The following is a 26,386-nucleotide window of genomic DNA, read 5'->3' on the forward strand; positions in this document are numbered from 1 at the left end:
TATGCCCTAATTATAATGAGCTGCCTTTGTGTGCTGTACATATTTGAGTGAATGTTTGAATAACAGAACCGTTTTGTAATTTACATTGCACTTCCGGCCCTAATACTCCAGAGCCTTGCCCTTCGGTTGCACTCACTGAAAATGTAACTGAAGGTATCACTAACACCATCAATAAAATTAATTGTTTCATAGTATTCCTACTGTTTTATTTAAGTAGATACATAGATGTATCATCCTCTACTTTGTAATAGTAGACAGTAGGTAATTAACTTCAAGTTTGATAAATTAATTTATACTAAAAATTAAGACTATCTCGATTTATGCTTATATACAGCCGTATCAAACTGCAGTTCGCAAAGACGTTTATATAAAGTCGATTCATTCATCAATTGAGAGTGCGTTCCTTGAGCAACAATTTCCCCTTTATCCATCAGTAAAATAAGGTCTGCATTTACAACTGTCGATAACCGATGGGCAATAATAAGTGTCGTTCTATTTTCCATTAATTTTTCAAGTGCTGCTTGAACATGATGTTCACTTTCTGCATCGAGAGCACTGGTTGCTTCATCAAGTAATAATACTTCAGGGTCTTTTAAAATCGCACGGGCGAGGGCGATACGTTGTTTTTGACCACCGGACAAACGCACACCTTGCTCACCTAGAAAACTGTTGTAACCTTCTGGTAGTTGATCAATAAATTCATTCGCATGGGCTAGTTCAGCAGCTTTAATCACATCTTCATCTGAAGCGGTTGGATCACCATAGCGAATGTTATGCCAAACATCAGCGCTAAATAAGACCGGGTGTTGCGGTACCATGCCCATTCGTTTGCGCACATCATTCAGTTCTAACTCATTAATATTGATATTATTAAACAGTACATGACCCATTTGCGGATCATAAAATCGCTGTAACAGTTCAAACAGTGTCGTTTTACCTGCGCCTGATGGACCAACCAATGCGACGACTTTACCTTTCGGGATTTTAAGATTAATTGATTTTAAAGCAGCTGTATTTGGGCGTGATGGATAATAAAAATTCAAGTTTTTAAATTCAATAATATTGTCATGTTGCTTCGTGATTTCTTTCGGTGTATCAGGTGATTGTATCTTGCTTGTGACTTCAAGTAATTCTAACAACCGTGTGGCAGAACCAGCCGCCCGCTGCAATTCTCCATAGACCTCGGAAATAGTAGCGACCGACATAGCGACCATAATGGCATAAAACAAAAACGCACCTAATTCACCGGCTGTCATTTTTCCTTCGAGAACATCCATGCCGCCAATCCAAAGCATTATACTAATGGCACTAAATGTCAGGAATATAACAATTGCGATTAATAGCGAACGTTGTTTAATTCTATCTTTTGCCACTGTAAATGCATTTTCTACTTCATTAGCAAACGATAATTGTTCTTTTTCTTCATGCGTATAGCTTTGTACGACTTTAATGTTTTGAATTATTTCACCGGCATATGTACCAATATCTGCAATTGCATCTTGACTACTTGCAGCCAATACTCTTACTTTTCTACCATAGATAAGTATAGGAATAAGGATAAAAGGGACACAAGCAACAACCCATAAAGTCAGTCCTAAATTTGTGACTAATAACATAATCAAGCCACCAAATAACATGAGCACACTCCGTAATGCCATTGAAAACGAAGAACCAATGATAGACTGAAGTAGTGTGGTGTCAGTTGTTAGCCTTGACATTATTTCACCACTTCGATTTTCCTCAAAGTAATTTGGGTGAAGCTTAATAACCTGATTAAAAACTGCTTTTCGTATGTCAGCACTCACTCGTTCACCTAACCATGACATTAAGTAAAATCGGCTAAATGTACCGACAGCAAGTAATGTTATGAGTACAATAAGCACAAATATGGCGTTTTTTAATTGTGTTTCTGACCCCGCAATAAAGCCATTATCAATCACAAACCTAACCCCTTGGCCTATTGATAAGTTAACCCCCGCGGTCACCAAAAGAGCAAGTAGGGCGTACATTACCATCAGTTTATAAGGCTTAATAAAAGCAAATATAGGTAATAAACTTGTAAATGCCTGAGTCTTATTTATTTTCCCCGATAATCTTGCACTCATTATATTTACCTTCGCTTTAGATTGATTGATAATCAGAATAGCAGACTTGTATCAAGCTAATTAAGATTATAGCGATAAGTAGATACCAACTTTTTACAGTAACTGTTGTCTCACCCTAATACCCAAGATAACTATTTTATCATTATCAATAAGAGCGAAGCATTTTATGTTTAAAACATTACAAAGTTTATTTAAACAATTCACTAATGAAACCGCTTCAATAGGCAGTGCTAATACTAGAGAATTTGAATTATCAATGGCTGCATTGTTATGTGAAGTCGCCAGTGCTGACAATGTCATAAGTGAAAAAGAAAAAAATGCAAAGTCACACCAACTTGCAGTGTTACTCGATATCAATATTGAAAGAGCTAATGAATTGTTAACTCTTGCTCAGGGAAATAGTGACGAATCGGTATCAATTTATGAGTTCACCTCTAAATTACGTAACATCGATTATGCACAACGCTATGTACTAACAGAGGCTATGTGGCATGTCGCTTATGCCGATGGCATTCTTGACCCATATGAAGAAGCTTTGATCAGACAAGTATCAGAACTTATCTACATTACACATTCAGATTTCATCAAAGCAAAATTAGCCGCATATCCAGAGCCTTTATAATAGTTATCATTTCTGTGACCGTATAAAACCAAAGCCTGATCATACGAGCAGGCTTTTTTGTGTGTAAATAATTTCATACTGTTCGTATGAAATTATGCTTCGCTATTAGAGACTCGTCTGAAATTCATTATTGCGAATTTTCTTTAATACTATAACCCGACTTGATACTAGTAATATGATTCCTAATGCTAAAATGGCGATTGAAGATGGTTCTGGCACTGACGGACTGACTTCTTCCTCGAATCCTGCATAGCGAACCTGTGATTGAGAATAGTTATAAAAACCAAATTTGCCGGTATTAAAGCTCCCTGACACATCAAAGATATTCGTACCATCAATACCGATTTTAATTCCAGTCGTTGTAAAGTCTAAAGTGAAATCGTAAACAGTATTATCTGCCCACCCGTTACTTGGATCATAGTTAGATGCTAGGACAGTTATATCTGAACCTGTATGATCCCAATAATTTACATTTGGACCGCTAGTTTTTGACAGCGTAAAACCAGATGGAGCATACCCCCATGCATGGTTTTGAGTACCTTGTTTCCAATCAAAAAGTAAAAAATTATTACTATTATTATACCCGAAAGCAAAACCTATATAGTCGTCGTCACTTGTAGTTTCAACTCCAAAAGAGCCCTCAAATATACTATCTATATAGTTAGAGTCACTAAGAAAGAAAGTTGGATCTCCGTTTATGGTTTGTAAAACGCTTGTCCCTGTACCATCTACGGTCCAAGTTCCTCCAGAGGTAGGTGTCCAGGTGTTTAAGTCAAGCAATCCCGCATTAACAAAGCTGCTCATAGATAAAAATAAGACAGCTAAACTGGTTTTCAACATTCTTATATGCATATGCATTCCTTATTAATATCTTTTAGCTATTTTGGTAAGCGTATTTTATTGCTTATAGCAATAGCACTTTGATAGAGCTGCAATAAACACACCAAAAATTAAATAATAGTAATAACAAATGGTTGAAGCATAACTTAATATTTTATGAACCTTTTTGTAAAAAAAGCCGACAGTACAAAATCAGCATTATAAATTCTGTTATAAACACTCTATTTTTAACACAATCATTAGGAACGTTAATGTTTAAGAAAATCATATTATGTCTCTCCGTCATTTGTTCAGGGTTTCAGCTAATGGGGATCGAGATTATCTGATTCGCGATATTATTCGTGATGATGATTGAATGCGCTCTGGTTACTCCACCTGTCGGCTTAAACCTATTTACGATACAAGCAGTAACAGGCAGCCCAATAATCGATATAACTAAAGGTGTAACTCCTTTTTTCATACTCATTTTATTGGCGGTTTTGATTATCTACCTGTTACCAGAGATCGCGTTATTTATCCCTTATCATTACACGGGGTAGGAGGTGTCTCCTCACGCTGCGACCAGTATCCAGCCAATAATGCACCGGATAAATTATGCCACACAGAAAATATAGCCGCAGGTAAAGCTGCCAGCGGAGTAAAGAATTTCATCGCCAGCGCGGTCGCTAACCCCGAATTTTGTAATCCGACCTCTAATGAAATGGTTCGACAAATCGTTTTATTGAATCCCATTAAACGGCAACAGATATACCCAAGCAATAATCCGATGCTGTTATGCAAAACAACAGCAAGTGCAATCAAGGGACCAAGCTGTGCAAATTGTTTTGCATTAAGTGCGACAATAATCATAATTGCGGTGACAATCGATAGCATAGAGATAAGAGGTAATATAGGAGTAATACGAGTAATTTTACTTCCTATCAATTGGTTTATTAGCAAACCGATACTCACAGGTAATAATACAATTTTAACTAGGCTCCATATCATCACAGCCATTGGAATATCTACTTTTTGGCCAATCAATAACTCTGCCAATAAGGGGGTTAATACGACGCCAAGCAGTGTTGACGTTGCCGTCATGGTGATAGATAAAGCAACATCGCCTTTCGCCAAATAGCACACTACATTCGACGCAGTCCCACCTGCCACAGTTCCAACTAATACCATACCTATCATCAGAGATTCATCCAAACCCATAAATATGCTAATCATTAACGCGACCAAAGGCATAATAGTAAATTGTAGTAATACTCCGGCACCAACCGCATATTTATACGTAAGCACATTGGTAAAATCACGAAAACTGAGTGTTAACCCCATGGATAACATAATGATAATCAATAATGGAACAATATAACCTTTGAAAGAAATCAAAAGTTCGGGTTGAACATAGGCGAAAATAGCCCCCAAAAGTGCCCATAGCGGGAAAAGAGCTGTAATTCTATTTAACATGTATTATCCTTTTTAAATTTGTGCGCATTCATTTGCAGCTGAAGTATGTGTAATTAATTGTCCAGTTATTGGTTCCGTTTTAAACGTAGATCGATTTTAACCCTTTTAAAACATTAGCTATTTTGTAATTTTGTGACTAAGCATTATAGTCAAAAGGGGTAGTGTGTAAACACATCATCTTTACCCTTATTCATTTCTTTTAAACCTTGAGCACTCATAATAAATTGGCTAGACGAAATACCCATTGTTGGGTATTATTAATAATTCTATTTTTAACACAACAATTAGGAACGTTAATGTTTAAGAAAATAATATTATGTCTCCCCGTCATTTTTTCAGGGTTTACTTATGCAAGCTGTAGCGTGCCCAATAGTTTGGAAAATATGACGTTGATCAATCATGTTGAATCCCAATACAGTGCAACGAATCCGAATGCAGGAGCTATATCGAAAGTTACCTATACGACAGATCGTTATCTTAACGAATTTCTTAATAAAGAAATTGGTCCTTTCACTGGATCTTATACTTATAAAGTACTCGACGATGAAAATGGTGTCGGTATCTATTTGGGTGACGAAACAAAACCACTGAACAAACCCTCACATACAGTTATCTTCAAATGCTTAACGGATAAATATGGTATGGCGATCTTTACTCAAATAGCCGGCGCTAATGAGCCTGTAGGCAGACAAAATACTCTTACCTATACGATAATGTGAGAATGATAGGTGTCTGCAATGACATCGCCAACTTAGGTACAAGCTAAGTTGGCTCATCTTAAATAGCGCATGTTATGTAAGGCAGAAAAATAGATAGCCAACACGATTAATCAAGCATGAGAGCGTTAAGTTAATAAAGAGAAAAGGGCAGTCACATCAGTTACCACCTCTAACAGATCGGACCTTTTTGTGATAACCCATCACGTGCAAGGTATTGATAATACATTATTGACATGATATTTAGTTGTGATAATTATGCATCATCCAGAAAATATTGAGTTGATTATTTCGCTTAATTCAAATAATTAGATATTTTCCGGAATGGATTTTTGGTTTTTTCAATGAACCAAAAAATGATGGATATATGCCTAGGATTGGCATTATTTAAGGATAAATCATGTTTAAACGTACATTTCTATCTACTTTGATAGGCTATAGTGTTGTACTCAACAGTTATGCAATGAACCCACAAGAAGACCCACTTAATCCAACCGGATTTATCGTTTCTCAATCAGAAGTTAAAGCTGCAGAAGATGCTAAAACATTAGACCCTATGTATGATATTTGGGCTCAAGCATTACGCACACAACCTAACGCTGTGGTCGACGTTATTGAACCTGGTTTAGTTTCAAATCCAGACAATGTTAAACGCTTAGAACGTGTTTTCCCACAAACTGAATGGGACTTCTTAACGAAGATGGCCGCTCCTGAATATACCTATACTCGTTTATTACGTGCTGTTGGTAAGTTTCCTGCATTCTGTGGTGAATACACAGATGGCCGTAACTCAGATGCAATTTGTAATAAATCAATCATTACTGCATTTGCTCATTTTTCACAAGAAACGGGTGGGCATATTGCTAAAGACAATATCTCAGACAACCCGCAAGCCTTAGAAGAGTGGCAGCAAGCGCTTGTACACGTTCGTGAGATGGGTTGGTCTGAAGGTCAAGAAGGGTACACGACAGCTTGTGGTCAGAACGATTGGCAAAATACCCGTTGGCCATGTTCTGCAGGACAAGGTTATTTTGGTCGTGGTGCTAAACAACTTTCTTACCACTTTAACTATGGCATGTTCTCTGAAGTCATGTACGACGGTGATGCGACTGTATTGTTAAATAATCCAAGTATAGTTGCTGATTCTTGGTTAAATTTGGCGTCTGCTGTTTGGTTCTTTTTAACTCCACAAGCACCAAAACCAGCAATGTTGCATGTTATTGACCGAACATGGTCTCCGTCACAGCGTGAAGCAGATGCCGGAATTACTTATGGTTTTGGTACCACAATCAACGTTATCAATGGCGGGATTGAGTGTGGAGAGCAAAACAAAACTAAAGGACAGCCAGTTAATCGAATTCGTTACTGGGAAGGGTTATCAGCACACTACCAAATCCTTCTTGAGTCTGATGAAAAAAATACATGTTTTCAACAAACACCCTACGGCAGTATTAATCTGAATGGCGCAACTGATGTGCTTTACACAAACTGGGATGGTAACTGGAAATATTACGCGGACCGTCCAGGTGGCGCTTCATTTGAGTGTGAATTAGTTGGCTTTCAAACTGCTTATTCAGCTCTGGTCCCAGGTGATTATGGAAAATGTGTCACAAACTTCTTTGGCTCTCATGCAGGTTGGCCATGGTTATTCATTAAGGCTGTAACAGTCACTCCAGTAACTGCAACGTCAGTTGATTCATCTCCAACTAATTTCATTATTTGGGAAGATGGTGTGTCTCAAGTAGCCAGCGGTGACAAGGTAACAAATATAGGTAAGTGTTTTATTGCTAAAAATGCTCCTGGCGTTTGGGATACTCCAGCGGTTTCTAACAACCTGTGGGACGAAATATCCTGCCAATAAGTTAGTCTTTTGTTAGTCTAAATCTAAAATCCTCGTTAGTTAACGGGGATTTTTATGTTTTGGTGTTTTAATATGTGTGAAGATATTTGATTTCATCATATTTTGGATAAAATATGATGAAATCATTTAGATGCATATCATATACTTTATGGTAAATAACCCAAGTGTTAAATTGACAACATCTCAAATCGTCACTGCCTATCAAATAATACAACCGGTCATCAAATAGGGTCTTATCTCAGATCACTATAAACCCTATTTAACATAATATACATTATGCGCAGTGATGTAATAAGTCCCAGATAGAGATGTCAGGTTTGTAATATCGTTATTGATATCAAAACCCTGTCCCTGGTACTCCAATTTGATATCAAAAACCCGTGCGCTACGTGAAATCTGAAAAACTTTACCAGTATTGTTACTGTAGATTTCACACAGCGCGATGTCTATTTAGATGCTTGATTACTAATGTTTTTATCTGACTTCAAGAATTCCAGTTCTTTCAAGTATGCGAATATTTTTGCATAACCAATGAAAGCTTGTTCATCACCATCAGTAAAATCTTGTGATAATAATTCTTCATGTAAAAATATTATTGATTCTTTAATATCATCGAACTCGATAGAAATTTCTTTGCTCGCTGGATAACATTGTTCACCAGAACGATAAAATAAAGCGCTGTCTGTCAGATGATTATTTGCGATAGTTAATTCATGTTCCGTCATATTATTTCACCGTGTGTGTTGGACAATTTTCTTGAGCTGCAACGGCTCGATTCTTACAACGTTTACCTAATTTAGTTTTAGATTCGCATCGTGAAACGTCTTCTTGGCCAACGTATTTATAATTAAATGGTTCTTGTTCACTAAGTCGTTCTTGTTTTTCGTAGATCTCAATTTTAAAGTAATTCCAGTTTGAATCTGGCTGACCATGCGACATTATTTGTGCTGAACCATCATCATTTTCTCTAATCCACATGCCCGTCTGATTTTCAATTCTTGGTGCTAGTAATCTAGTATTTACATTTTCTTCAACGTGACCAGCTAACGAACCGCCAGTAAATCGAATTGTTGTTTTTCCATGAGGCATCTTAATATCCTTTTATAGATCGAGTTCAATTGGCTTAATGGTTAATCCAAAACGTTTTAGTTCTAGGCCACCGTAGTTATTAATCGCAAAACTTGAAGCATCAACTGAGTATGTTCCGGCACCATATGGCAGTTGACCGTCTTGAACAGATAGCTTCATTTCAACTGGGAATTTACCGCCTAAGTGAGCATATGCAATTTGCTCGTTAAAGCTTCGACCCGGTTTACCGTCTTTAGGTGGTAAAGTTCGAGTGATTAGATCAACATTTTCAGGGAATATTTCTATGTGTAACATGTGACAGCCTCCTAGGCATAAGCTTTAAATGGTAATATATTTGATTGTGCAACAACTGGTAAGTGGTACCAATCAGGTACGTTTAAATGTTTTATTTCAATCACTTGTGAGCGCTTTAGTGTCGGGCATATACGGCTGACATCGAATTGCTGACCGATATCAATACCGATCACTTTTAAGCGTGCTTTATGTTCATAAAACTGAGAATTTGATAACATATTTCTTAAATCAGTACCGTGCTGCCACATTGTAAAGTAGCTCATGGTCGTGTTTGCTTGTCGCAATGTTTTAACCGCTGAGGCTTCAAGTAGTTGATGTGCAATGGATTGATGTTCATCGTGTGAAATATGTATTGTTTTCATAGCTTTATCGATCTCTTGAAGATGTGGTATGAAGTCTTTTTCTGAGACTGCACCGTAAAATTGTAAGTTATATCGTTTTAATAATGATTGGCGTAAGCTGTGTTCTTCACGAACTACGCCTTTTTGTTCACAATAGTTAATTAAATCATGTATATAACTAAGTCTTTCTGGCTGGATTACGTCTCTTTTTCGTTCATCTTTTTGTAAATGCCGTTTAAGCTCGACTGCTTTATTATAAAGTTTGGTCATATTCCAAGTTGAAGCTTCACCCCAGTTGCAGGTATTTCCATCGGGGTAAAGCTTAGGTTTGCGCCCTCGCCCAATTTGCATTGATGACATTCCACGGATAAATGATTGCTCATTTCCCTTGCCTACTTCATGGTTAACCGTCCAATCAATTGCTGTAATTTCAGCACCATTACCGACCAGTTGAGATGCTTTACCTTCTGGTGTTTGACGATGGTACATTTTGGTATTTTTTGTGAATGCTGGCAGTCCATGTTTAGCCAGAATATGGTTAAAAACTTCGACACATTCATCTAATGTTTTCAATCCAAAAAGATTGTCCATACGCTGCCAACGTGAAGGATTTCCTTCAACTCGAACTCTTACACCATCACATCGGATCGTTAGTTTCGTTGAATGTGAGCCTTCAATGATCTTTTGATTTACAGATGTAGGTAATTTCTCACCCGTTTCTAGATCGATTTTTTCAATAACATGACGACCTACAAGGGGTAACCCACCTTGTAAATGATCTTGCTGTATGAAAAGTCGGTCTATAAAAAACAATGTATGGAAATCCTGTCAATGCAAATGTTGGTATATATTAATGTACCTTATAGTAAACATTTATCACATGCAATGATTGTGGTTTATATTTATGGTGTATAGTGAATATAAATATGTATCAATAAGGAGTTTTAGGTGATTGGTTCTGTACTTAAGGAAGCTAGAGAGGCTATAAATCTATCTCAAAATAAAATAGCTGAAGCTGTTGGAGTAACTAAGCAAACCTACTTAAAGTGGGAAAATGATGTTACCGAACCTAAAGCTTCTCAAGTCACAAAGCTAGCCAAAGCATTGAATATTTCAGAAACTGAAATCTGCCAAGGTAAGCTAAATAGTAAAATGCCCCTAGAGAAGTTTATTGTTCAACTGGCTCAAATAGGAGCAGGTTCGAGTCTTGAAGCACTTAGAATTTGGGAGCAAATTCCAGACCATGGGCAATTTCTTCTAAGCCTTGTTGATGGCGATATTTCTAAAGATAAAGAAGATTTGATAGACGCCTTGAGTTAGTCGATAGTCCGGAATTCCGGAGTTAGTTTGGGTGTAACAGGAACCCAAACTTAAAAACCCCCTTTTTCGCTCATCGCTCGATTGTCGAATAAGAGACATATTATGCGAATCAATCCCCCGCTGCGCGGAGTCTCAACACGCATAACATGCCTGTATAAAGCGTTCGTGCATAAAGCATTATCTAGGTGGGGAAAATCAGTAAAGTGATCATAGCGAAGCATTGACGCACAATCTTAGCCAAAAGATTGGTTTAGCAGAAAGATGGGTAACGGCTACGCCTATGTAACAGATAACCTCTGTCACATGTAACAGCTATTCATTAACTATAAACAGAGTAAATATTACTAGGTAATAAATACTTTAATGATGTACGGGTATATTTATATCCGTGTTTTCTCGTTGCTCAGCCTTCGCCCTCGAAAGTCACGTCATAAATAAACCTTGAATCAAATTTGGAATTTGATAGTTAAACATAAGCTTTTGATATTACCGTATAAAAATAATAAAACACTGTATATATTCTGAATATTAGACAGAGTACTCTTTGATCTTCTCATAAATTCTAAAACTATTAATCATATAAGGAATTATTGGCTAAATGAAATTAACAATAATAGACCCCGAATTAAACCTTCATCAATTACCAGCCTTTATAATTACAGCCTTTAGTGGAATTATACTTGCTGCCATACTTACTGCCCAAGTATGGCCGTTAGCACCACAGGTAATAAGTGATTACACCACTATTAATTATGTTGCATTTGAAATTCTTAAATTACCATGTGCAATTATAGCCGTAACTCTTTCTTTATTAATTATCATAGGAACAATGCATCGTTCAGCTCAGACTGTAAGGCAAATTAAAATAGCTACTAAACAAAATGACATTTCAAATTATTACAAGCACTTAGATGAGTTTAGAACTTATGTTTTAGCTAATGAAAAGCTTATAAAAGCATATGAAAATAATTCAATAAAACGAATACATGACAAAATATGGGCCAATTACCTTAATAATAATTACAACATCGAAATCATAAGTGAAATTCAAGATAAGTATGAAAATATATTCAATGTAATTATACAGGAGGAACACACACTCCAAGACTGTGAAGAGTGGGAAGATTCTTTAAATAGAATGATTGAACTGTTTTGTTTCGATCATTATAAAAGCCCTAAAGCTATTGATGGCCCTAATCATCTATCTAATTATACCAGAGATATATCTAAACTTTTTATCGTAGTCTTGTCGTTCGAATTAGATGTGAAATCTGAAATAAAGCTAAAACAAGTGAATAAAATTGCTGCACACATAGCGAGCAAAGGCGATATTAAAACGTGGTTAAGAGCAAAATAATACCCTTCGCATAATGCGGATTATGTGTAAATACCACAAGTGGCCTGCTTGCCTGTTCCAGTGTCGCAAGCAGGTAAATATTCAACATAATCACGTTGCTATTATGCGCAGTGATGTAATAAGTCCCAGATAGAGATGTCAGGTTTGTAATATCGTTATTGATATCAAAACCCTGTCCCTGGTACTCCAATTTGATATCAAAAACCCGTGCGCTACGTGAAATCTGAAAAACTTTACCAGTATTGTTACTGTAGATTTCACACAGCGCGATGTCTATTTAGATGCTTGATTACTAATGTTTTTATCTGACTTCAAGAATTCCAGTTCTTTCAAGTATGCGAATATTTTTGCATAACCAATGAAAGCTTGTTCATCACCATCAGTAAAATCTTGTGATAATAATTCTTCATGTAAAAATATTATTGATTCTTTAATATCATCGAACTCGATAGAAATTTCTTTGCTCGCTGGATAACATTGTTCACCAGAACGATAAAATAAAGCGCTGTCTGTCAGATGATTATTTGCGATAGTTAATTCATGTTCCGTCATATTATTTCACCGTGTGTGTTGGACAATTTTCTTGAGCTGCAACGGCTCGATTCTTACAACGTTTACCTAATTTAGTTTTAGATTCGCATCGTGAAACGTCTTCTTGGCCAACGTATTTATAATTAAATGGTTCTTGTTCACTAAGTCGTTCTTGTTTTTCGTAGATCTCAATTTTAAAGTAATTCCAGTTTGAATCTGGCTGACCATGCGACATTATTTGTGCTGAACCATCATCATTTTCTCTAATCCACATGCCCGTCTGATTTTCAATTCTTGGTGCTAGTAATCTAGTATTTACATTTTCTTCAACGTGACCAGCTAACGAACCGCCAGTAAATCGAATTGTTGTTTTTCCATGAGGCATCTTAATATCCTTTTATAGATCGAGTTCAATTGGCTTAATGGTTAATCCAAAACGTTTTAGTTCTAGGCCACCGTAGTTATTAATCGCAAAACTTGAAGCATCAACTGAGTATGTTCCGGCACCATATGGCAGTTGACCGTCTTGAACAGATAGCTTCATTTCAACTGGGAATTTACCGCCTAAGTGAGCATATGCAATTTGCTCGTTAAAGCTTCGACCCGGTTTACCGTCTTTAGGTGGTAAAGTTCGAGTGATTAGATCAACATTTTCAGGGAATATTTCTATGTGTAACATGTGACAGCCTCCTAGGCATAAGCTTTAAATGGTAATATATTTGATTGTGCAACAACTGGTAAGTGGTACCAATCAGGTACGTTTAAATGTTTTATTTCAATCACTTGTGAGCGCTTTAGTGTCGGGCATATACGGCTGACATCGAATTGCTGACCGATATCAATACCGATCACTTTTAAGCGTGCTTTATGTTCATAAAACTGAGAATTTGATAACATATTTCTTAAATCAGTACCGTGCTGCCACATTGTAAAGTAGCTCATGGTCGTGTTTGCTTGTCGCAATGTTTTAACCGCTGAGGCTTCAAGTAGTTGATGTGCAATGGATTGATGTTCATCGTGTGAAATATGTATTGTTTTCATAGCTTTATCGATCTCTTGAAGATGTGGTATGAAGTCTTTTTCTGAGACTGCACCGTAAAATTGTAAGTTATATCGTTTTAATAATGATTGGCGTAAGCTGTGTTCTTCACGAACTACGCCTTTTTGTTCACAATAGTTAATTAAATCATGTATATAACTAAGTCTTTCTGGCTGGATTACGTCTCTTTTTCGTTCATCTTTTTGTAAATGCCGTTTAAGCTCGACTGCTTTATTATAAAGTTTGGTCATATTCCAAGTTGAAGCTTCACCCCAGTTGCAGGTATTTCCATCGGGGTAAAGCTTAGGTTTGCGCCCTCGCCCAATTTGCATTGATGACATTCCACGGATAAATGATTGCTCATTTCCCTTGCCTACTTCATGGTTAACCGTCCAATCAATTGCTGTAATTTCAGCACCATTACCGACCAGTTGAGATGCTTTACCTTCTGGTGTTTGACGATGGTACATTTTGGTATTTTTTGTGAATGCTGGCAGTCCATGTTTAGCCAGAATATGGTTAAAAACTTCGACACATTCATCTAATGTTTTCAATCCAAAAAGATTGTCCATACGCTGCCAACGTGAAGGATTTCCTTCAACTCGAACTCTTACACCATCACATCGGATCGTTAGTTTCGTTGAATGTGAGCCTTCAATGATCTTTTGATTTACAGATGTAGGTAATTTCTCACCCGTTTCTAGATCGATTTTTTCAATAACATGACGACCTACAAGGGGTAACCCACCTTGTAAATGATCTTGCTGTATGAAAAGTCGGTCTATAAAAAACAATGTATGGAAATCCTGTCAATGCAAATGTTGGTATATATTAATGTACCTTATAGTAAACATTTATCACATGCAATGATTGTGGTTTATATTTATGGTGTATAGTGAATATAAATATGTATCAATAAGGAGTTTTAGGTGATTGGTTCTGTACTTAAGGAAGCTAGAGAGGCTATAAATCTATCTCAAAATAAAATAGCTGAAGCTGTTGGAGTAACTAAGCAAACCTACTTAAAGTGGGAAAATGATGTTACCGAACCTAAAGCTTCTCAAGTCACAAAGCTAGCCAAAGCATTGAATATTTCAGAAACTGAAATCTGCCAAGGTAAGCTAAATAGTAAAATGCCCCTAGAGAAGTTTATTGTTCAACTGGCTCAAATAGGAGCAGGTTCGAGTCTTGAAGCACTTAGAATTTGGGAGCAAATTCCAGACCATGGGCAATTTCTTCTAAGCCTTGTTGATGGCGATATTTCTAAAGATAAAGAAGATTTGATAGACGCCTTGAGTTAGTCGATAGTCCGGAATTCCGGAGTTAGTTTGGGTGTAACAGGAACCCAAACTTAAAAACCCCCTTTTTCGCTCATCGCTCGATTGTCGAATAAGAGACATATTATGCGAATCAATCCCCCGCTGCGCGGAGTCTCAACACGCATAACATGCCTGTATAAAGCGTTCGTGCATAAAGCATTATCTAGGTGGGGAAAATCAGTAAAGTGATCATAGCGAAGCATTGACGCACAATCTTAGCCAAAAGATTGGTTTAGCAGAAAGATGGGTAACGGCTACGCCTATGTAACAGATAACCTCTGTCACATGTAACAGCTATTCATTAACTATAAACAGAGTAAATATTACTAGGTAATAAATACTTTAATGATGTACGGGTATATTTATATCCGTGTTTTCTCGTTGCTCAGCCTTCGCCCTCGAAAGTCACGTCATAAATAAACCTTGAATCAAATTTGGAATTTGATAGTTAAACATAAGCTTTTGATATTACCGTATAAAAATAATAAAACACTGTATATATTCTGAATATTAGACAGAGTACTCTTTGATCTTCTCATAAATTCTAAAACTATTAATCATATAAGGAATTATTGGCTAAATGAAATTAACAATAATAGACCCCGAATTAAACCTTCATCAATTACCAGCCTTTATAATTACAGCCTTTAGTGGAATTATACTTGCTGCCATACTTACTGCCCAAGTATGGCCGTTAGCACCACAGGTAATAAGTGATTACACCACTATTAATTATGTTGCATTTGAAATTCTTAAATTACCATGTGCAATTATAGCCGTAACTCTTTCTTTATTAATTATCATAGGAACAATGCATCGTTCAGCTCAGACTGTAAGGCAAATTAAAATAGCTACTAAACAAAATGACATTTCAAATTATTACAAGCACTTAGATGAGTTTAGAACTTATGTTTTAGCTAATGAAAAGCTTATAAAAGCATATGAAAATAATTCAATAAAACGAATACATGACAAAATATGGGCCAATTACCTTAATAATAATTACAACATCGAAATCATAAGTGAAATTCAAGATAAGTATGAAAATATATTCAATGTAATTATACAGGAGGAACACACACTCCAAGACTGTGAAGAGTGGGAAGATTCTTTAAATAGAATGATTGAACTGTTTTGTTTCGATCATTATAAAAGCCCTAAAGCTATTGATGGCCCTAATCATCTATCTAATTATACCAGAGATATATCTAAACTTTTTATCGTAGTCTTGTCGTTCGAATTAGATGTGAAATCTGAAATAAAGCTAAAACAAGTGAATAAAATTGCTGCACACATAGCGAGCAAAGGCGATATTAAAACGTGGTTAAGAGCAAAATAATACCCTTCGCATAATGCGGATTATGTGTAAATACCACAAGTGGCCTGCTTGCCTGTTCCAGTGTCGCAAGCAGGTAAATATTCAACATAATCACGTTGCTATTATGCGCAGTGTTGTGTTAAACCCAATAGAGGTGTCAGGATTGGCACCGTTAGAAATGTCATGTTCATTAGCCATTATTCTGTTCAAACCATTCTATTTACTACAAAATTACCGTGCGCTACGTGAAATCTGAAATGTTTTGCCAGTATTGTTACAGCAGATTTCACACAGCGCGCATGTTATTTTCGGGTTTGATTATTAAAATTACCTAGCTGACTTTAAATGTTCGAGTTCTTTTGAGCACGTGAATATTTTTGCATAGCCATCAAGTTTCGTTCATCATCGTCATCAATATCTTGTGATAACAATAACACACGCTACGTAAAATCTAAGTTAGCTTTCCTTGTGATTACCAACGTGATTTACACAGCGCTCATTATAGATTTGTATTATCAATAAATAGATTCTGTGATCACTTGTCTGTTTTTGATTTAGGAATCGATTAGCTAAATTTGGATTTACAGTTCTTAACCTGGTAATAATTTTTGCTGACCATTAAATATGATTTTGTTTATCAGGCATCATTCAATGCGAATTCGTATTAGATCAATATGACTGAACCAATCTAATTCTAAATATACTAATTGGAATTTAAGATGCTATTTTGAATCGATCCTACGTTAATTTTACTAACTAGGATGTTACTTACTGATTCAGATTTCACGTAGCGTCACGTAAAATAGCTATGCTATTGATTAAACTATTAATAATAACGCTAAAGTCTCGATTTTGCGGAACGTCAATTAACACTGTGTTTATATACAGTTGAATATCTACCCCCGTAAAACTCTGACTTTTAATTATAGTTTAGAAATATTTGGTACAAGCTCCCTATCCTTTTTTATGCTGATAAGACGTTTAAATGTTAAGCTCGCACATAAGAATGGTTGTATATAATGATTCGTTTTTGGTGCATTATTGGCGTTAATCATGCCTAATGGTTGATTTATGACTCATTAAATAAGCTTGTATTTAATGCGCCATTTTAGGTTCATTATAACCACTTTGCGGTATAATGAGTATGTAGAACACATAACTAAGCCGAATCAAATTTAGAACCTTATGGCGTAATTTAGGGCTTTGATATTACTGTATAAGAGCAAAGACACTCTTTAGATTCTAATTTGGATTAAAATAGTTAACCTTGAGAAATCCAGCGATCTTGGCAAAACCGTATTGCTGCAGAGAGTTAACCCCCGTAAGACAGTAAGGGGGCTTCGCCTGATATTTCAGTTTCCGCTATAAATGCACAATAAGGGAATCATATATGAGCATTATATATATTTTATTCGGTTTTTTAATTTTAGTGTTGGTAGCAATCTATATGGTATTAAATAGTCTTCTGTCTCAACTTCAAAACAGTGGAAACACTATTAATGCGTATGGTGAAGAATACATGCAACAAAGGAACCTTGTTGAACGGCAAAGTGAAGCGCTAGAATTAATTGCTGATAATATGGAAGAAGTAAAAAGAGATGTGAAAGAGATGAAGGATGTTGCCGATATTTTCTATAAATATAAGCTACCTGATAGAGAAGAACGTGAATTTATAGACAAGATGTTAATTCAAGAAGAAGTTTTTGATGGTGTGAACAAAGCAATGTATAAAAACAAAAAAACCACTGTATAAAGTTTCAAAATGAAACAAGAGTACACTATTAAAGATAGTGTACTCTTTAAAATGACTAGGAAATCAAAATAGACACTTCATCGTACGGCATTTATATTCGAAATTATTAACTCTTCAACAGGTTCAACAGGTTCAACAGGTTCAACAGGTTCAACAGGTTCAACAGGTTCAACAGGTTCAACAGGTTCAACAGGTTCAACAGGTTCAACAGGTTCAACAGGTTCAGAAGACCCCGTGGAGTTGAATTCAGAAACACTCTTAAGCTCATTGAATAGCTTAGCTGATTCAATAGTCCGTTTTTGTATTACCATTATTGCTGATTTTTTAATATCAATAACCCCTTCCATGGCAACTGTCATTTGAGCTATTTCACCAAAAGAGTCCTTAGCCATAGCTAAAGATCGAATCACATCTAAATCTCCCTCTCCATTCTTATTATACTTCATGTACACATAGCACTGATTATCAAATGCCACCTGCTTCTGAAGAGCTGTGCTGTTAATGCTTGCCAAAATGAATTGTAACTCTCGCTGACGCTGACGATTAGCTTTAGCTACGCCAAATTGATAGATGGAAATCAAAGTACCAACGACACCAAAAAAAGTACCAACAACACCAAACCAAAACGATAAATCCATAAGTAATACTCCAATCATTAATGTATACGAGACATAATAACATAATGCTACTAAGCTTATGATTGAAATAGATTATACGCTCTTCGCATAATGCGGATTATGTATAAATACCACTACTTGGCCTGTCAGCCTGTTCCAGTATTGCAAACGGATTCTTATTCAACATAATCACGTTTCTATATATGCGCAGTGTTGTAATAAGCCCAGATAGAGGTGTCAGGATTGCCACCGTTAGAAATGTCATGTTTTCAGACTTAACGTAGTATTATGTGAAACGTCTATACTATTGATTTTATTGTTAATAATAATTTCAAAGTCTCGATTTTACGGAGCCTCAACTAACACTGTGTTTATATACAGTTAAATATCTCCCCCCGTAAAATCATGACTTTTAACTGTAGTTTAGAAACGTTTGTTACAAGACCCCTATCCTTTTTTACTGCTAGCAAGATGTTTCAGGCTGGCTATAATGTAATATTAAATTATGACAGTGTATTGGAGTTAATATTAATGGACGTTCAAGAATTCATATCTAATGTAGGTGGACAAACCGCCATTTTTATAAGCTTGCTAGCTGCGCTCTGGGCTATATGTTCAAATATAATAACCAATAAAAGAATAAAGACTCACAAAAGTAAGTTAGAAGAGTTAACTCGTATTAAAAAAGACAGTGATTACCGAAAACTGGAACTATATAAAACAGTCTTAAAACCATTAACAGACCTAACAGCCAAAATTCCTGAAGAAGGAAAATTAAGTCTTGATGATATAAGCCAATTTGATAAAGAACGACTAGAGGTCTCTGCACACTTAGCTTTATTTGCTTCAAGTGATGTATTTGATAAGTTCACCGAATTAGTCGATTACATCCATAACTCGCAAGTACAATTTAGTACTATCGATGAATTTGAATTTGAAGTGTTCCGCGCCAAAATGCTTAAATTACTTAGTGAAATGAGACGGGACATAGGCTTTCACAAGGATGAAATTACTTACAAAGGCTATAGATAGATTAAAGTTAAAAGACTAATGGGTGGTCTCAATATGAAACTTGCCCTATTTGTTCAAAGCTAGCTCCTTACGATTGTACTTTCTTGCTTGAAAGATCTAATCGTAGAGCTAACTTTGAGTTTAAATTACCTTTTCTTATCCCGAATTTAGTAATCTCGATTGTTCAACTCGATAAGCTCTAGAATTAACTGCCGTTTACGACCAACGAAATCCATACCTACAGCACCTGCAATATGTTGACTCACCTTCTCTCCGTGAAGGGCACTCGCTATCGGATTGCTTTCTTTTTCCTCCATAAAATACCACGAATCAACCGCATCAGTGAGTTTTTGTACAACGCCTAAGTTTATATCTTTAACAACCTCACGCTGCTCTATATTAGAGACACTTTCATAACAGCCCAACCAGCGATTTTCACGCTTCACTCTTACCGCAACTTGTGCCGCTAGGCATAGTTTGCTCGGAATCGAGCCGAGAAAAAAGTTAGCAACGCCAAGCGCAGTATAGCCGCCTGTAGGGGTACAAGGTATATTGAAAGACATGACTTTAAGTCTTTCTTCATCTAGCGTATAAGCCTCATCTACTAAGTCTTCAAGGTACTTTCTGTGCCCTTTCATAAAGTGCTTATTTGAAAATCCGCCAGCCTTGTGCTTGGAGTAGTCTCCAAACATTTCAGAGGCATCTTTAAATGTCTCTTTTTGCTTCGATTTAATCTTGTGAAATAAACACAATACTTTACCTTGGCGAATACAATCACCGACGCCAACCTTCCAATATTCAGAAGTTGGCATGATACTTTTAGAGAACATTGTCACTATCTTTTTAACGATAGAATAGGCTTTGCCCTTATAATCAAATTTAATGACGATTGGCTCTTTGTTCTGTACTGCTAATATTAAAAGATTAGTAATATCAGACTCTATATCGCCTCCCAGTAAGTTGATAGGGCCATGAACACCAATGAGCTTACCGCCTTTAACCCCGACACGGATATCAAAGTATCTAATCCCTGCATTAAATTGAGAGGTAAGATTCAACTCCTGAGTAACCGTCCCTCCTCTCGCGAGCCTCCTGATGACCCCACCCGTAAACCTATAGGTCAAGGCATCGTGTGACCCAGGTAACGTGTAAGTAGCCAAAGGCCTTTCAGCTAGCACACCACCTCTATCTGATAGACACTTTATCCAGTTATCTAATTTAGATACATTAACACCTTCAGTTCGATTTAGACCCCTTGGACCACGAAAGCCGGTATTCATGTTGGTGACCATCTGAATCTGGTTTAGATTATCCCCATAAGTTAATTGAGCATTGTCTAAATTGCTAAGGTTTTGATTGTTCATCGAAGTTCTCTTATTTTTCCATATTCAATAGAATTATATTTACATCTTTTATAACCATAAAGTGTAGGTTAATACTCTGCGTATCCTTGATTATTAACACATTACACACTTAAATATGGCACATCAACACAATGAATGTAAGAAACGTAAGAGATGTAAGGGGGTGTAAAATAGCAGAATAAACGACAGAGTTAGGCCATTGTGAATAATGTATAAAATTATATTGACACCATCGTTCACAATTTAAAATAATGGTTTATATATGGAACATTACTGGTACTTCAAGCCATTAATGGGTGATTTATGGAACATTAAGTTAAATCATATTAATGTTCCATTTTGGGAGCGTTAATGTTATTTTTAACCTATAATGTACGTATAACAGAACATTAAAGGGTTGATATGAATTATTCAAACATGACAGCACCTGCAATCACCACTGTGATTGGTGAAAGGCTAAAAACCTACCGCCTTAACGCGAACAAGACCCAAGCATCAATCGCTAAAGACGTAGGATTAACCCGTAAAAAGATAGCCAATGCTGAGAATGGGCAATGCTCACTCGAAACCATGATTATTATTATGCAAGCGCTAGACGTTATAGACCAAATCGATATTTTTCTTCCGGCAACTCAGATATCACCGGTTCAGCTTGCCCAGCTACATGGGAATGAACGAAAAAGAGCATCTAGCCCAAGAGAACAACAAAAACAAGAACCTGAAAACGAGGATAACCTAGGATGGTAAAAGAAGTTATTGAGGTCAGTTACAACGACCTTGCTGTCGGCGCTGCCAGCTACGACCCAGTGACAAAGCAAAGCGCGTTTGAGTACGATCCTAGCTTCATTTCTAGTGGGATTGAACTATCTCCCCTAATGATGCCACTCTCTAAGAAAATTTATTCATTCCCATCAATCGATCATGCTACTTTTAAAGGTCTTTCGGGGCTTTTGGCTGACTCTTTACCAGATGATTTCGGTAATACAGTCCTCAATGCTTGGGTAGCTCGAAACGGACGATTACCCAGTGAAATAACCCCGCTTGAACGTTTAAAGTATACGGGAGCGAGAGGAATGGGTGCATTGTCTTATTCTCCGCCAAAGAAATACGGTAACTCTTTCAATAAGTCGCAAGAGATAGAGATCAAGTCTCTGGTTTCTGTCGCTCAAAACATTCTCTCTGAGAGACAAGACTTTGGCGTTGAACTTGATCATGCTGGCCGTGAAAACAAAGACGCCATGTTAGAACTTATGTCTGTCGGAATGAGCGCCGGTGGTGCCAGACCTAAAGCAGTTTTGGCATTTAACGAGAGTTTTAGCGAAGTTAGATCCGGCCAAGTTGAAGTCCCAGACGGATTTACCCATTACTTAATGAAATTTGATGGTGTCAGTGAGCATAACAAGAACAAAGAGACATTTGGTGACCCACTAGGTTACGGCGCGATGGAATATACGTATTATCTCATGGCAAATAAGCTTTGCGGTATTGATATGATGCCAACTCAACTATTGAACGAAGGTGATCGTCGCCACTTTATCACCCAACGTTTCGATAGAATCGGAAACAAGCGCGTACATGTGCAGACCCTAAACGCAATGGCACATGTTAGCTACAAGCAAGCGGGCTCATACTCGTATGAGGAATTGTTTGGAGTCGTCCGACAACTAAGATTGAAAGCGCCAGAGGCTATGCAGCTATTAAGACGCTTAATCTTTAATATCGTATCGCGTAACCATGACGACCACTCAAAGAACTTTGGATTTATGATGAGTGATGCCGGTACCTGGTCTCTTTCTCCGGCTTACGACATTGCATACTCATACAAGCCAGATAGCGACTGGGTCAGTTGTCATTGGATGACTCTCAACGGTAAGCGTGATAATTTTGAGCGTAGTGATTTCTATAGCCTGAGTACACTAAGTCCCCTATTTACTAAAAAACTCATAGACGAAACCATCGACGATATCACACAGCATGTATCTACGTGGCGTACACTCGCTACCGAACAAGCTGTCCCGCTATCGTTAATAGATGAAGTCGAGTCAAACCTAAGGCTTAATATTTAGCAATTAATCACAAAGGTGCGACCAGAATATTTGGTTGCACCTTTTAAGCCCTTCACACTAAATGTAAACAATCATGTGTGACCTCTTTTGAAACAAAATCGTACTATGCTGGTTCCGATGCAATCGTTTTGCTCGGCTTGGACTTAGTATTGTGTAACTGATGGGTGACAGTTTGGCTTTGTATATTAAATTCCATTGTCGGTTGCCAGATACTTGCTTCTCTGTGTGTTACCACAATTACTGTCGCTTTTAGAGAATGAACATGTTCTGCGATAAGTCTCTCGGTAGCATCATCAAGTGCCGACGTGGCTTCGTCAAAAATCAGTATAGGTGCTTGCTTGATTAGAGCGCGTGCAATAGCCAACCTTTGTTTCTCGCCACCGGATAACGCTGCACCTTTTTGCCCAATAAGTTGATGAATACCTAATTCAGAACGATCTATTACCTCACTTAACTGAGCATGCCTTGCACATAGCTCGATTTCTTCATCGCTCGCATCGGGTTTACCTAAGCGGATGTTGTCTGCCAAAGTCCCAGTGAAAACAATAGGATCTTGTGCAACGTAAGAAAAATATTGAGTGAGCACGTCGTAACGGGTTTGTTTTATATCGACACCACCCAGAGTAATTTGACCTTGCGTAGGGTCATCAAATCGCATCAGCAAACCTAACAGAGTACTCTTACCACCGCCACTTGGTCCATTAATCACAACTTTCGCGCCTTCTAAAATTTCTGCGTTTGCACCAATAAAAATGTCTGAGCAGCCAACATTATGTAACTGTAATTTGTGATGATTTGGCTGCTGAGCATTTTCCGGTTTAGGCTCTGGCAAGCTTGGTACCGTGGATAAATGAATATAGTCTTTAATCGCCGCGCGCACATCATTAATCGCAAACCCAGCCAATGCTAACTCGCCCAAAGGCGCTGCTGCTCTAGTGATGAGTATCAAAAGCGATAAAATCAATAGTGGCTCTGTTGTACTAGAGACAACCAAGTAAGTCGCCATACCTGCCAGCGGTAAAATTGTTGCGAGCGTCGATACAAATGTGGTTTTAGATGCGGCTCGGTTGATGCCTTTGTGAACTTTTTCTTGCTTAGTCCAACTTGCTTCAATTCGTTCAACTGCCCGCTTTGGACCCGCGGTCGCGCGCAGTAGATCGAGGTGGTCGATCAGTTCGAGTGTGTATTTGGTGGCATTCACATCTGCGCTGTGTCGATCGCTATCGGTATGGATCAGTGCCAATTGCGCTTTATATTGAATGAATAACGCGCTTGCGAGTAATGCTGCACTCAGCGCCGCTATGGTTAAACCACCAACTAGACCAATTCCAACCACCAGAAATAAAGGTAGGAGTGGCGCGTGTAGGAAGGTTTGCAGTTGGTGAGCTGGTATGCTCATAAAACCAGGAATGCCACGCTCTGCCAGTTGAGTTGTTTGCGTTCTGTGATGGTCGGTAAACCAAGCTAGCTTTGCTTGGCTAAGTGCTTTACCAAGCGCTGAATAGAGATCACCAGTAAGTTTTGCTCCGGACAAAAATCCAGATCGAGTGACTATCACAGTTGCCAAGATTGCAGCAGCCGCGGCCACCAAAACATACATAGGTGTTTGCTGTTCAACTATGGATAGGGCCAAAACAGTGTAGGCTGCAGCTTCCAGTACGGCAACGAGAACCCAACCAGTGCCAACAAGGAACAGCCGACGTTTTGCCTGTTCTGGAAGTACGTTACTAGCGGAATTAGTGCTGTTGTTCGTCATACTTCTTCGTCCTGTTTGTCAGCGTTTCGAGTTAATGTCAGCGTAAAATCTGTTTGCTGAGCGAGGTCAGAGTCATGGGTTACTACAATAATGGTTTTACCTTGTTGGTGAGCCAGTGAACGCAAGTTTTGCATCACAAGCAACGCAGTTTCCTTATCAAGGGCGCTAGTAGGCTCGTCAAGTAAGATTATGTTGGCGTTACTTAAGAACACGTTAGCAAGCGAGATGCGTTGTTGTTGCCCGCCTGAGAGAGAGGATGCGTCCGCTGCAAGATCAATAATCAACTGGGCGCGGCTCAGTGCATCGCGAAACGTATCGTCAGTCGCATCTGGTGTAGCCAATTGCAGATTCTCTCGCACCGTTGTTTTCAAAACACCTGTGTTTTGGGGTACGTAGCGTATTGCATTATGTCGCGATACTTCATCAAGGTCTGATATATCATCATGACCTAGGGTAACGGTCCCTGATGAAGGCTGTTCGTAACCGGATAAGATACGTAAAAAAGTACTTTTACCAACGCCACTCGGGCCCATAATGGCTGTAAAAGAGCCCGGAAGAAAAGAGTAAGAAAGATCGTTGATGATCGTTTTTTGCTCGGTGATAACCTTGATGTGTTCGGCATGTAACGAGTCTGATTTACTCTCTCGCTTGACTTGGCCTGAAGCGATGGTGCTTTCTTGTAAAAAGTTGCTGATGTGTTTTGCGGCGTTTTTACCTGCCGTTACATAGTCTAAGCCGTGGCCCAACTTTAGCACGGGGGTCACGATGGCAAGGCCAAAAAAGAAAACCGAAGCCATGGCCGCAGGACTTAACTCATAGGAAATCGTGTAAGCGATAGCTAAAGTGGCGACCGCTTGTAGCAGCGCGACAGAAACCGCAGCAGCAAGTGCAACATTGCTCACCCACTTTACTATACCGTCTGTAAAGCGTTGCGTGGCATGTCGATAATTGGCAATGGCGCCCGATTGAGTACCATAAATACGGTTGACTCGGATGCCCCTTGTGTAGTCGTTCACTGCAGTAACAATCTCACCCATAATGTTCATGCGTTCAGTGCCATATTTGGCCGCATACTTGGGTAGAAACACCAGATAGTAAAGTGAGGCGATAAGACCAGGGATAAGGGCTAAAAGCGCAATTGGCCCTGCCAAACTCAACATGATGAGAATGGACGCTAATGGCACCAACATAAACGTGACAAATTCAGACGGTAAGTGTGCAATCATATGGTGCAGTGTATTAATGTCCTCCGAAGCCAAGCGACGAAGTTGATTCTCACCATATCGAGAGACGGTTTTGCTTGGTAACCTAGCCAGATGCTGAACCACTTGACGGCGTAGTTGAGAGGAAAATTGGGATTCAGCTTCATGAACCCACCAGGATGCTAATGAAGAGACGGCGGCACTAACGATCCAAAGTCCGATTGCACTGAAGATCCATTTACTCGAGAGGTCGTCAATTAATTGTATTAAGCACAATAGTGCACCGATTTTTGCAAGTGCAGCGACCACTTCAGCAAAGGTACCCAGCATTAGCTTGGCGATTGATGGTTGTAACGCTGGCATCAGCGCAGGTGTGAGATAATGTTGGCTGATTTTGTTTATCATACTCTTCC

General features: G+C 38.0%; 28 protein-coding genes. 12 read left to right on the forward strand and 16 right to left on the reverse strand.

The genetic code is table 11. The features are described from left to right. Nucleotides 1-10: 10 nt before the first annotated feature. Both HWV01_RS11045 and HWV01_RS11050 read right to left on the reverse strand, forming a co-directional pair. Nucleotides 11-190, reverse strand: coding sequence for a hypothetical protein (locus HWV01_RS11045; RefSeq protein WP_211675533.1), 180 nt, complete (start codon nt 188-190; stop codon nt 11-13). A gap of 118 nt (nt 191-308) precedes the next feature. Continuing rightward, nucleotides 309-2,105 (reverse strand): ABC transporter transmembrane domain-containing protein, encoded by a 1,797-nt coding sequence (locus tag HWV01_RS11050; protein WP_211675535.1) that lies wholly within the window; start codon nt 2,103-2,105, stop codon nt 309-311. Between the two features lie 166 nt (nt 2,106-2,271). Here HWV01_RS11050 and HWV01_RS11055 point away from each other — a divergent pair, with 166 nt between their 5' ends. After that, nucleotides 2,272-2,727, forward strand: a complete 456-nt coding sequence (locus tag HWV01_RS11055) for a TerB family tellurite resistance protein (RefSeq protein ID WP_211675537.1) — start codon at nt 2,272-2,274, stop codon at nt 2,725-2,727. 105 nt (nt 2,728-2,832) lie between these two features. On the opposite strand, the gene HWV01_RS11060 is transcribed toward HWV01_RS11055, so the two are convergent. Further along, complete coding sequence (locus tag HWV01_RS11060; RefSeq protein WP_211675538.1) at nt 2,833-3,579, reverse strand: PEP-CTERM sorting domain-containing protein; 747 nt, start codon at nt 3,577-3,579, stop codon at nt 2,833-2,835. A 335-nt stretch (nt 3,580-3,914) separates the two neighbouring features. Here HWV01_RS11060 and HWV01_RS22500 point away from each other — a divergent pair, with 335 nt between their 5' ends. After that, nucleotides 3,915-4,106, forward strand: a complete 192-nt coding sequence (locus tag HWV01_RS22500; protein WP_371816359.1) for a TRAP transporter large permease subunit — start codon at nt 3,915-3,917, stop codon at nt 4,104-4,106. Here HWV01_RS22500 and HWV01_RS11070 read toward each other — a convergent pair. Beyond that, on the reverse strand, nt 4,081-5,019 hold the full coding sequence (locus tag HWV01_RS11070) for a bile acid:sodium symporter family protein (RefSeq protein ID WP_211675542.1): 939 nt from the start codon (nt 5,017-5,019) through the stop codon (nt 4,081-4,083). The two genes, HWV01_RS22500 and HWV01_RS11070, sit on opposite strands and share 26 nt — an antisense overlap. A gap of 296 nt (nt 5,020-5,315) precedes the next feature. Here HWV01_RS11070 and HWV01_RS11075 point away from each other — a divergent pair, with 296 nt between their 5' ends. Beyond that, the gene (locus HWV01_RS11075; RefSeq protein ID WP_211675544.1) at nt 5,316-5,738 is read left to right on the forward strand and encodes a hypothetical protein; all 423 of its coding nucleotides are present in this window, start codon (nt 5,316-5,318) and stop codon (nt 5,736-5,738) included. Between the two features lie 397 nt (nt 5,739-6,135). After that, nucleotides 6,136-7,596 carry a chitinase gene (locus HWV01_RS11080; protein ID WP_211675545.1) on the forward strand — a complete coding sequence of 487 codons (1,461 nt, stop codon included), beginning with the start codon at nt 6,136-6,138 and terminating at the stop codon, nt 7,594-7,596. A gap of 446 nt (nt 7,597-8,042) precedes the next feature. On the opposite strand, the gene HWV01_RS11085 is transcribed toward HWV01_RS11080, so the two are convergent. Genes HWV01_RS11085 through HWV01_RS11100 form a run of 4 tightly spaced genes read right to left on the reverse strand, consistent with a single transcriptional unit; the run spans nt 8,043 to nt 10,133 of the window. Further along, the gene (locus HWV01_RS11085; protein ID WP_211675547.1) at nt 8,043-8,321 is read right to left on the reverse strand and encodes a hypothetical protein; all 279 of its coding nucleotides are present in this window, start codon (nt 8,319-8,321) and stop codon (nt 8,043-8,045) included. A gap of 1 nt (nt 8,322) precedes the next feature. After that, nucleotides 8,323-8,685 carry a hypothetical protein gene (locus HWV01_RS11090; RefSeq protein WP_211675549.1) on the reverse strand — a complete coding sequence of 121 codons (363 nt, stop codon included), beginning with the start codon at nt 8,683-8,685 and terminating at the stop codon, nt 8,323-8,325. Between the two features lie 12 nt (nt 8,686-8,697). Then, nucleotides 8,698-8,979, reverse strand: a complete 282-nt coding sequence (locus tag HWV01_RS11095; protein WP_211675551.1) for a single-stranded DNA-binding protein — start codon at nt 8,977-8,979, stop codon at nt 8,698-8,700. Between the two features lie 11 nt (nt 8,980-8,990). Next, on the reverse strand, nt 8,991-10,133 hold the full coding sequence (locus HWV01_RS11100; RefSeq protein WP_211675552.1) for a phage/plasmid replication protein, II/X family: 1,143 nt from the start codon (nt 10,131-10,133) through the stop codon (nt 8,991-8,993). Between the two features lie 135 nt (nt 10,134-10,268). Between HWV01_RS11100 and HWV01_RS11105 the strand changes: the two genes are divergently transcribed. Together HWV01_RS11105 and HWV01_RS11110 are read left to right on the forward strand one after the other, a co-directional pair. Further along, on the forward strand, nt 10,269-10,640 hold the full coding sequence (locus tag HWV01_RS11105; protein WP_075478140.1) for a helix-turn-helix transcriptional regulator: 372 nt from the start codon (nt 10,269-10,271) through the stop codon (nt 10,638-10,640). 598 nt (nt 10,641-11,238) lie between these two features. Beyond that, nucleotides 11,239-11,997, forward strand: a complete 759-nt coding sequence (locus HWV01_RS11110; protein WP_211675554.1) for a hypothetical protein — start codon at nt 11,239-11,241, stop codon at nt 11,995-11,997. 273 nt (nt 11,998-12,270) lie between these two features. Here the strand turns inward: HWV01_RS11110 and HWV01_RS11115 are convergent, their stop codons facing one another. From HWV01_RS11115 to HWV01_RS11130, 4 genes are read right to left on the reverse strand one after another with little or no spacing between them, the layout of a single operon-like run. Next, nucleotides 12,271-12,549, reverse strand: coding sequence for a hypothetical protein (locus tag HWV01_RS11115; RefSeq protein ID WP_211675547.1), 279 nt, complete (start codon nt 12,547-12,549; stop codon nt 12,271-12,273). A 1-nt stretch (nt 12,550) separates the two neighbouring features. Continuing rightward, nucleotides 12,551-12,913: a hypothetical protein gene (locus tag HWV01_RS11120; RefSeq protein ID WP_211675549.1), complete on the reverse strand. Its 363-nt coding sequence runs from the start codon at nt 12,911-12,913 to the stop codon at nt 12,551-12,553. 12 nt (nt 12,914-12,925) lie between these two features. Then, the gene (locus tag HWV01_RS11125) at nt 12,926-13,207 is read right to left on the reverse strand and encodes a single-stranded DNA-binding protein (protein WP_211675551.1); all 282 of its coding nucleotides are present in this window, start codon (nt 13,205-13,207) and stop codon (nt 12,926-12,928) included. Between the two features lie 11 nt (nt 13,208-13,218). Further along, on the reverse strand, nt 13,219-14,361 hold the full coding sequence (locus HWV01_RS11130; RefSeq protein ID WP_211675552.1) for a phage/plasmid replication protein, II/X family: 1,143 nt from the start codon (nt 14,359-14,361) through the stop codon (nt 13,219-13,221). 135 nt (nt 14,362-14,496) lie between these two features. Here HWV01_RS11130 and HWV01_RS11135 point away from each other — a divergent pair, with 135 nt between their 5' ends. The 3 genes from HWV01_RS11135 (at nt 14,497) to HWV01_RS11145 (ending at nt 17,957) form a co-directional block, all read left to right on the forward strand. Continuing rightward, nucleotides 14,497-14,868: a helix-turn-helix transcriptional regulator gene (locus HWV01_RS11135; protein ID WP_075478140.1), complete on the forward strand. Its 372-nt coding sequence runs from the start codon at nt 14,497-14,499 to the stop codon at nt 14,866-14,868. Between the two features lie 598 nt (nt 14,869-15,466). Then, nucleotides 15,467-16,225, forward strand: coding sequence for a hypothetical protein (locus HWV01_RS11140; protein ID WP_211675554.1), 759 nt, complete (start codon nt 15,467-15,469; stop codon nt 16,223-16,225). 1,369 nt (nt 16,226-17,594) lie between these two features. Further along, the gene (locus HWV01_RS11145) at nt 17,595-17,957 is read left to right on the forward strand and encodes a hypothetical protein (RefSeq protein ID WP_211675556.1); all 363 of its coding nucleotides are present in this window, start codon (nt 17,595-17,597) and stop codon (nt 17,955-17,957) included. A gap of 77 nt (nt 17,958-18,034) precedes the next feature. On the opposite strand, the gene HWV01_RS22375 is transcribed toward HWV01_RS11145, so the two are convergent. Then, nucleotides 18,035-18,595, reverse strand: coding sequence for a hypothetical protein (locus tag HWV01_RS22375; RefSeq protein ID WP_249185528.1), 561 nt, complete (start codon nt 18,593-18,595; stop codon nt 18,035-18,037). A 510-nt stretch (nt 18,596-19,105) separates the two neighbouring features. On the opposite strand from HWV01_RS22375, the gene HWV01_RS11155 reads away from it, so the two are divergent. Next, on the forward strand, nt 19,106-19,606 hold the full coding sequence (locus HWV01_RS11155) for a hypothetical protein (protein ID WP_211675558.1): 501 nt from the start codon (nt 19,106-19,108) through the stop codon (nt 19,604-19,606). 146 nt (nt 19,607-19,752) lie between these two features. Here the strand turns inward: HWV01_RS11155 and HWV01_RS11160 are convergent, their stop codons facing one another. Then, nucleotides 19,753-20,949 carry a hypothetical protein gene (locus HWV01_RS11160; protein WP_211675560.1) on the reverse strand — a complete coding sequence of 399 codons (1,197 nt, stop codon included), beginning with the start codon at nt 20,947-20,949 and terminating at the stop codon, nt 19,753-19,755. A gap of 402 nt (nt 20,950-21,351) precedes the next feature. On the opposite strand from HWV01_RS11160, the gene HWV01_RS11165 reads away from it, so the two are divergent. Together HWV01_RS11165 and HWV01_RS11170 are read left to right on the forward strand one after the other, a co-directional pair. Beyond that, a complete protein-coding gene (locus HWV01_RS11165; protein WP_249185529.1) occupies nt 21,352-21,696 on the forward strand; it encodes a helix-turn-helix transcriptional regulator in 345 nt (114 codons plus the stop codon). A 59-nt stretch (nt 21,697-21,755) separates the two neighbouring features. Next, entirely contained in the window at nt 21,756-23,015 is a 1,260-nt protein-coding gene (locus HWV01_RS11170) for a type II toxin-antitoxin system HipA family toxin (protein WP_249185530.1), read from the forward strand. 103 nt (nt 23,016-23,118) lie between these two features. Here the strand turns inward: HWV01_RS11170 and HWV01_RS11175 are convergent, their stop codons facing one another. Both HWV01_RS11175 and HWV01_RS11180 read right to left on the reverse strand, forming a co-directional pair. Beyond that, nucleotides 23,119-24,771: an ABC transporter ATP-binding protein gene (locus HWV01_RS11175; protein ID WP_211675563.1), complete on the reverse strand. Its 1,653-nt coding sequence runs from the start codon at nt 24,769-24,771 to the stop codon at nt 23,119-23,121. After that, a complete protein-coding gene (locus tag HWV01_RS11180) occupies nt 24,768-26,378 on the reverse strand; it encodes an ABC transporter ATP-binding protein (RefSeq protein WP_211675565.1) in 1,611 nt (536 codons plus the stop codon). Before HWV01_RS11180 ends, HWV01_RS11175 begins: the two co-directional genes overlap by 4 nt. Nucleotides 26,379-26,386: the final 8 nt, after the last annotated feature.

This window comes from Moritella sp. 5 (assembly GCF_018219455.1).
Taxonomy (GTDB): Bacteria; Pseudomonadota; Gammaproteobacteria; order Enterobacterales; family Moritellaceae; genus Moritella.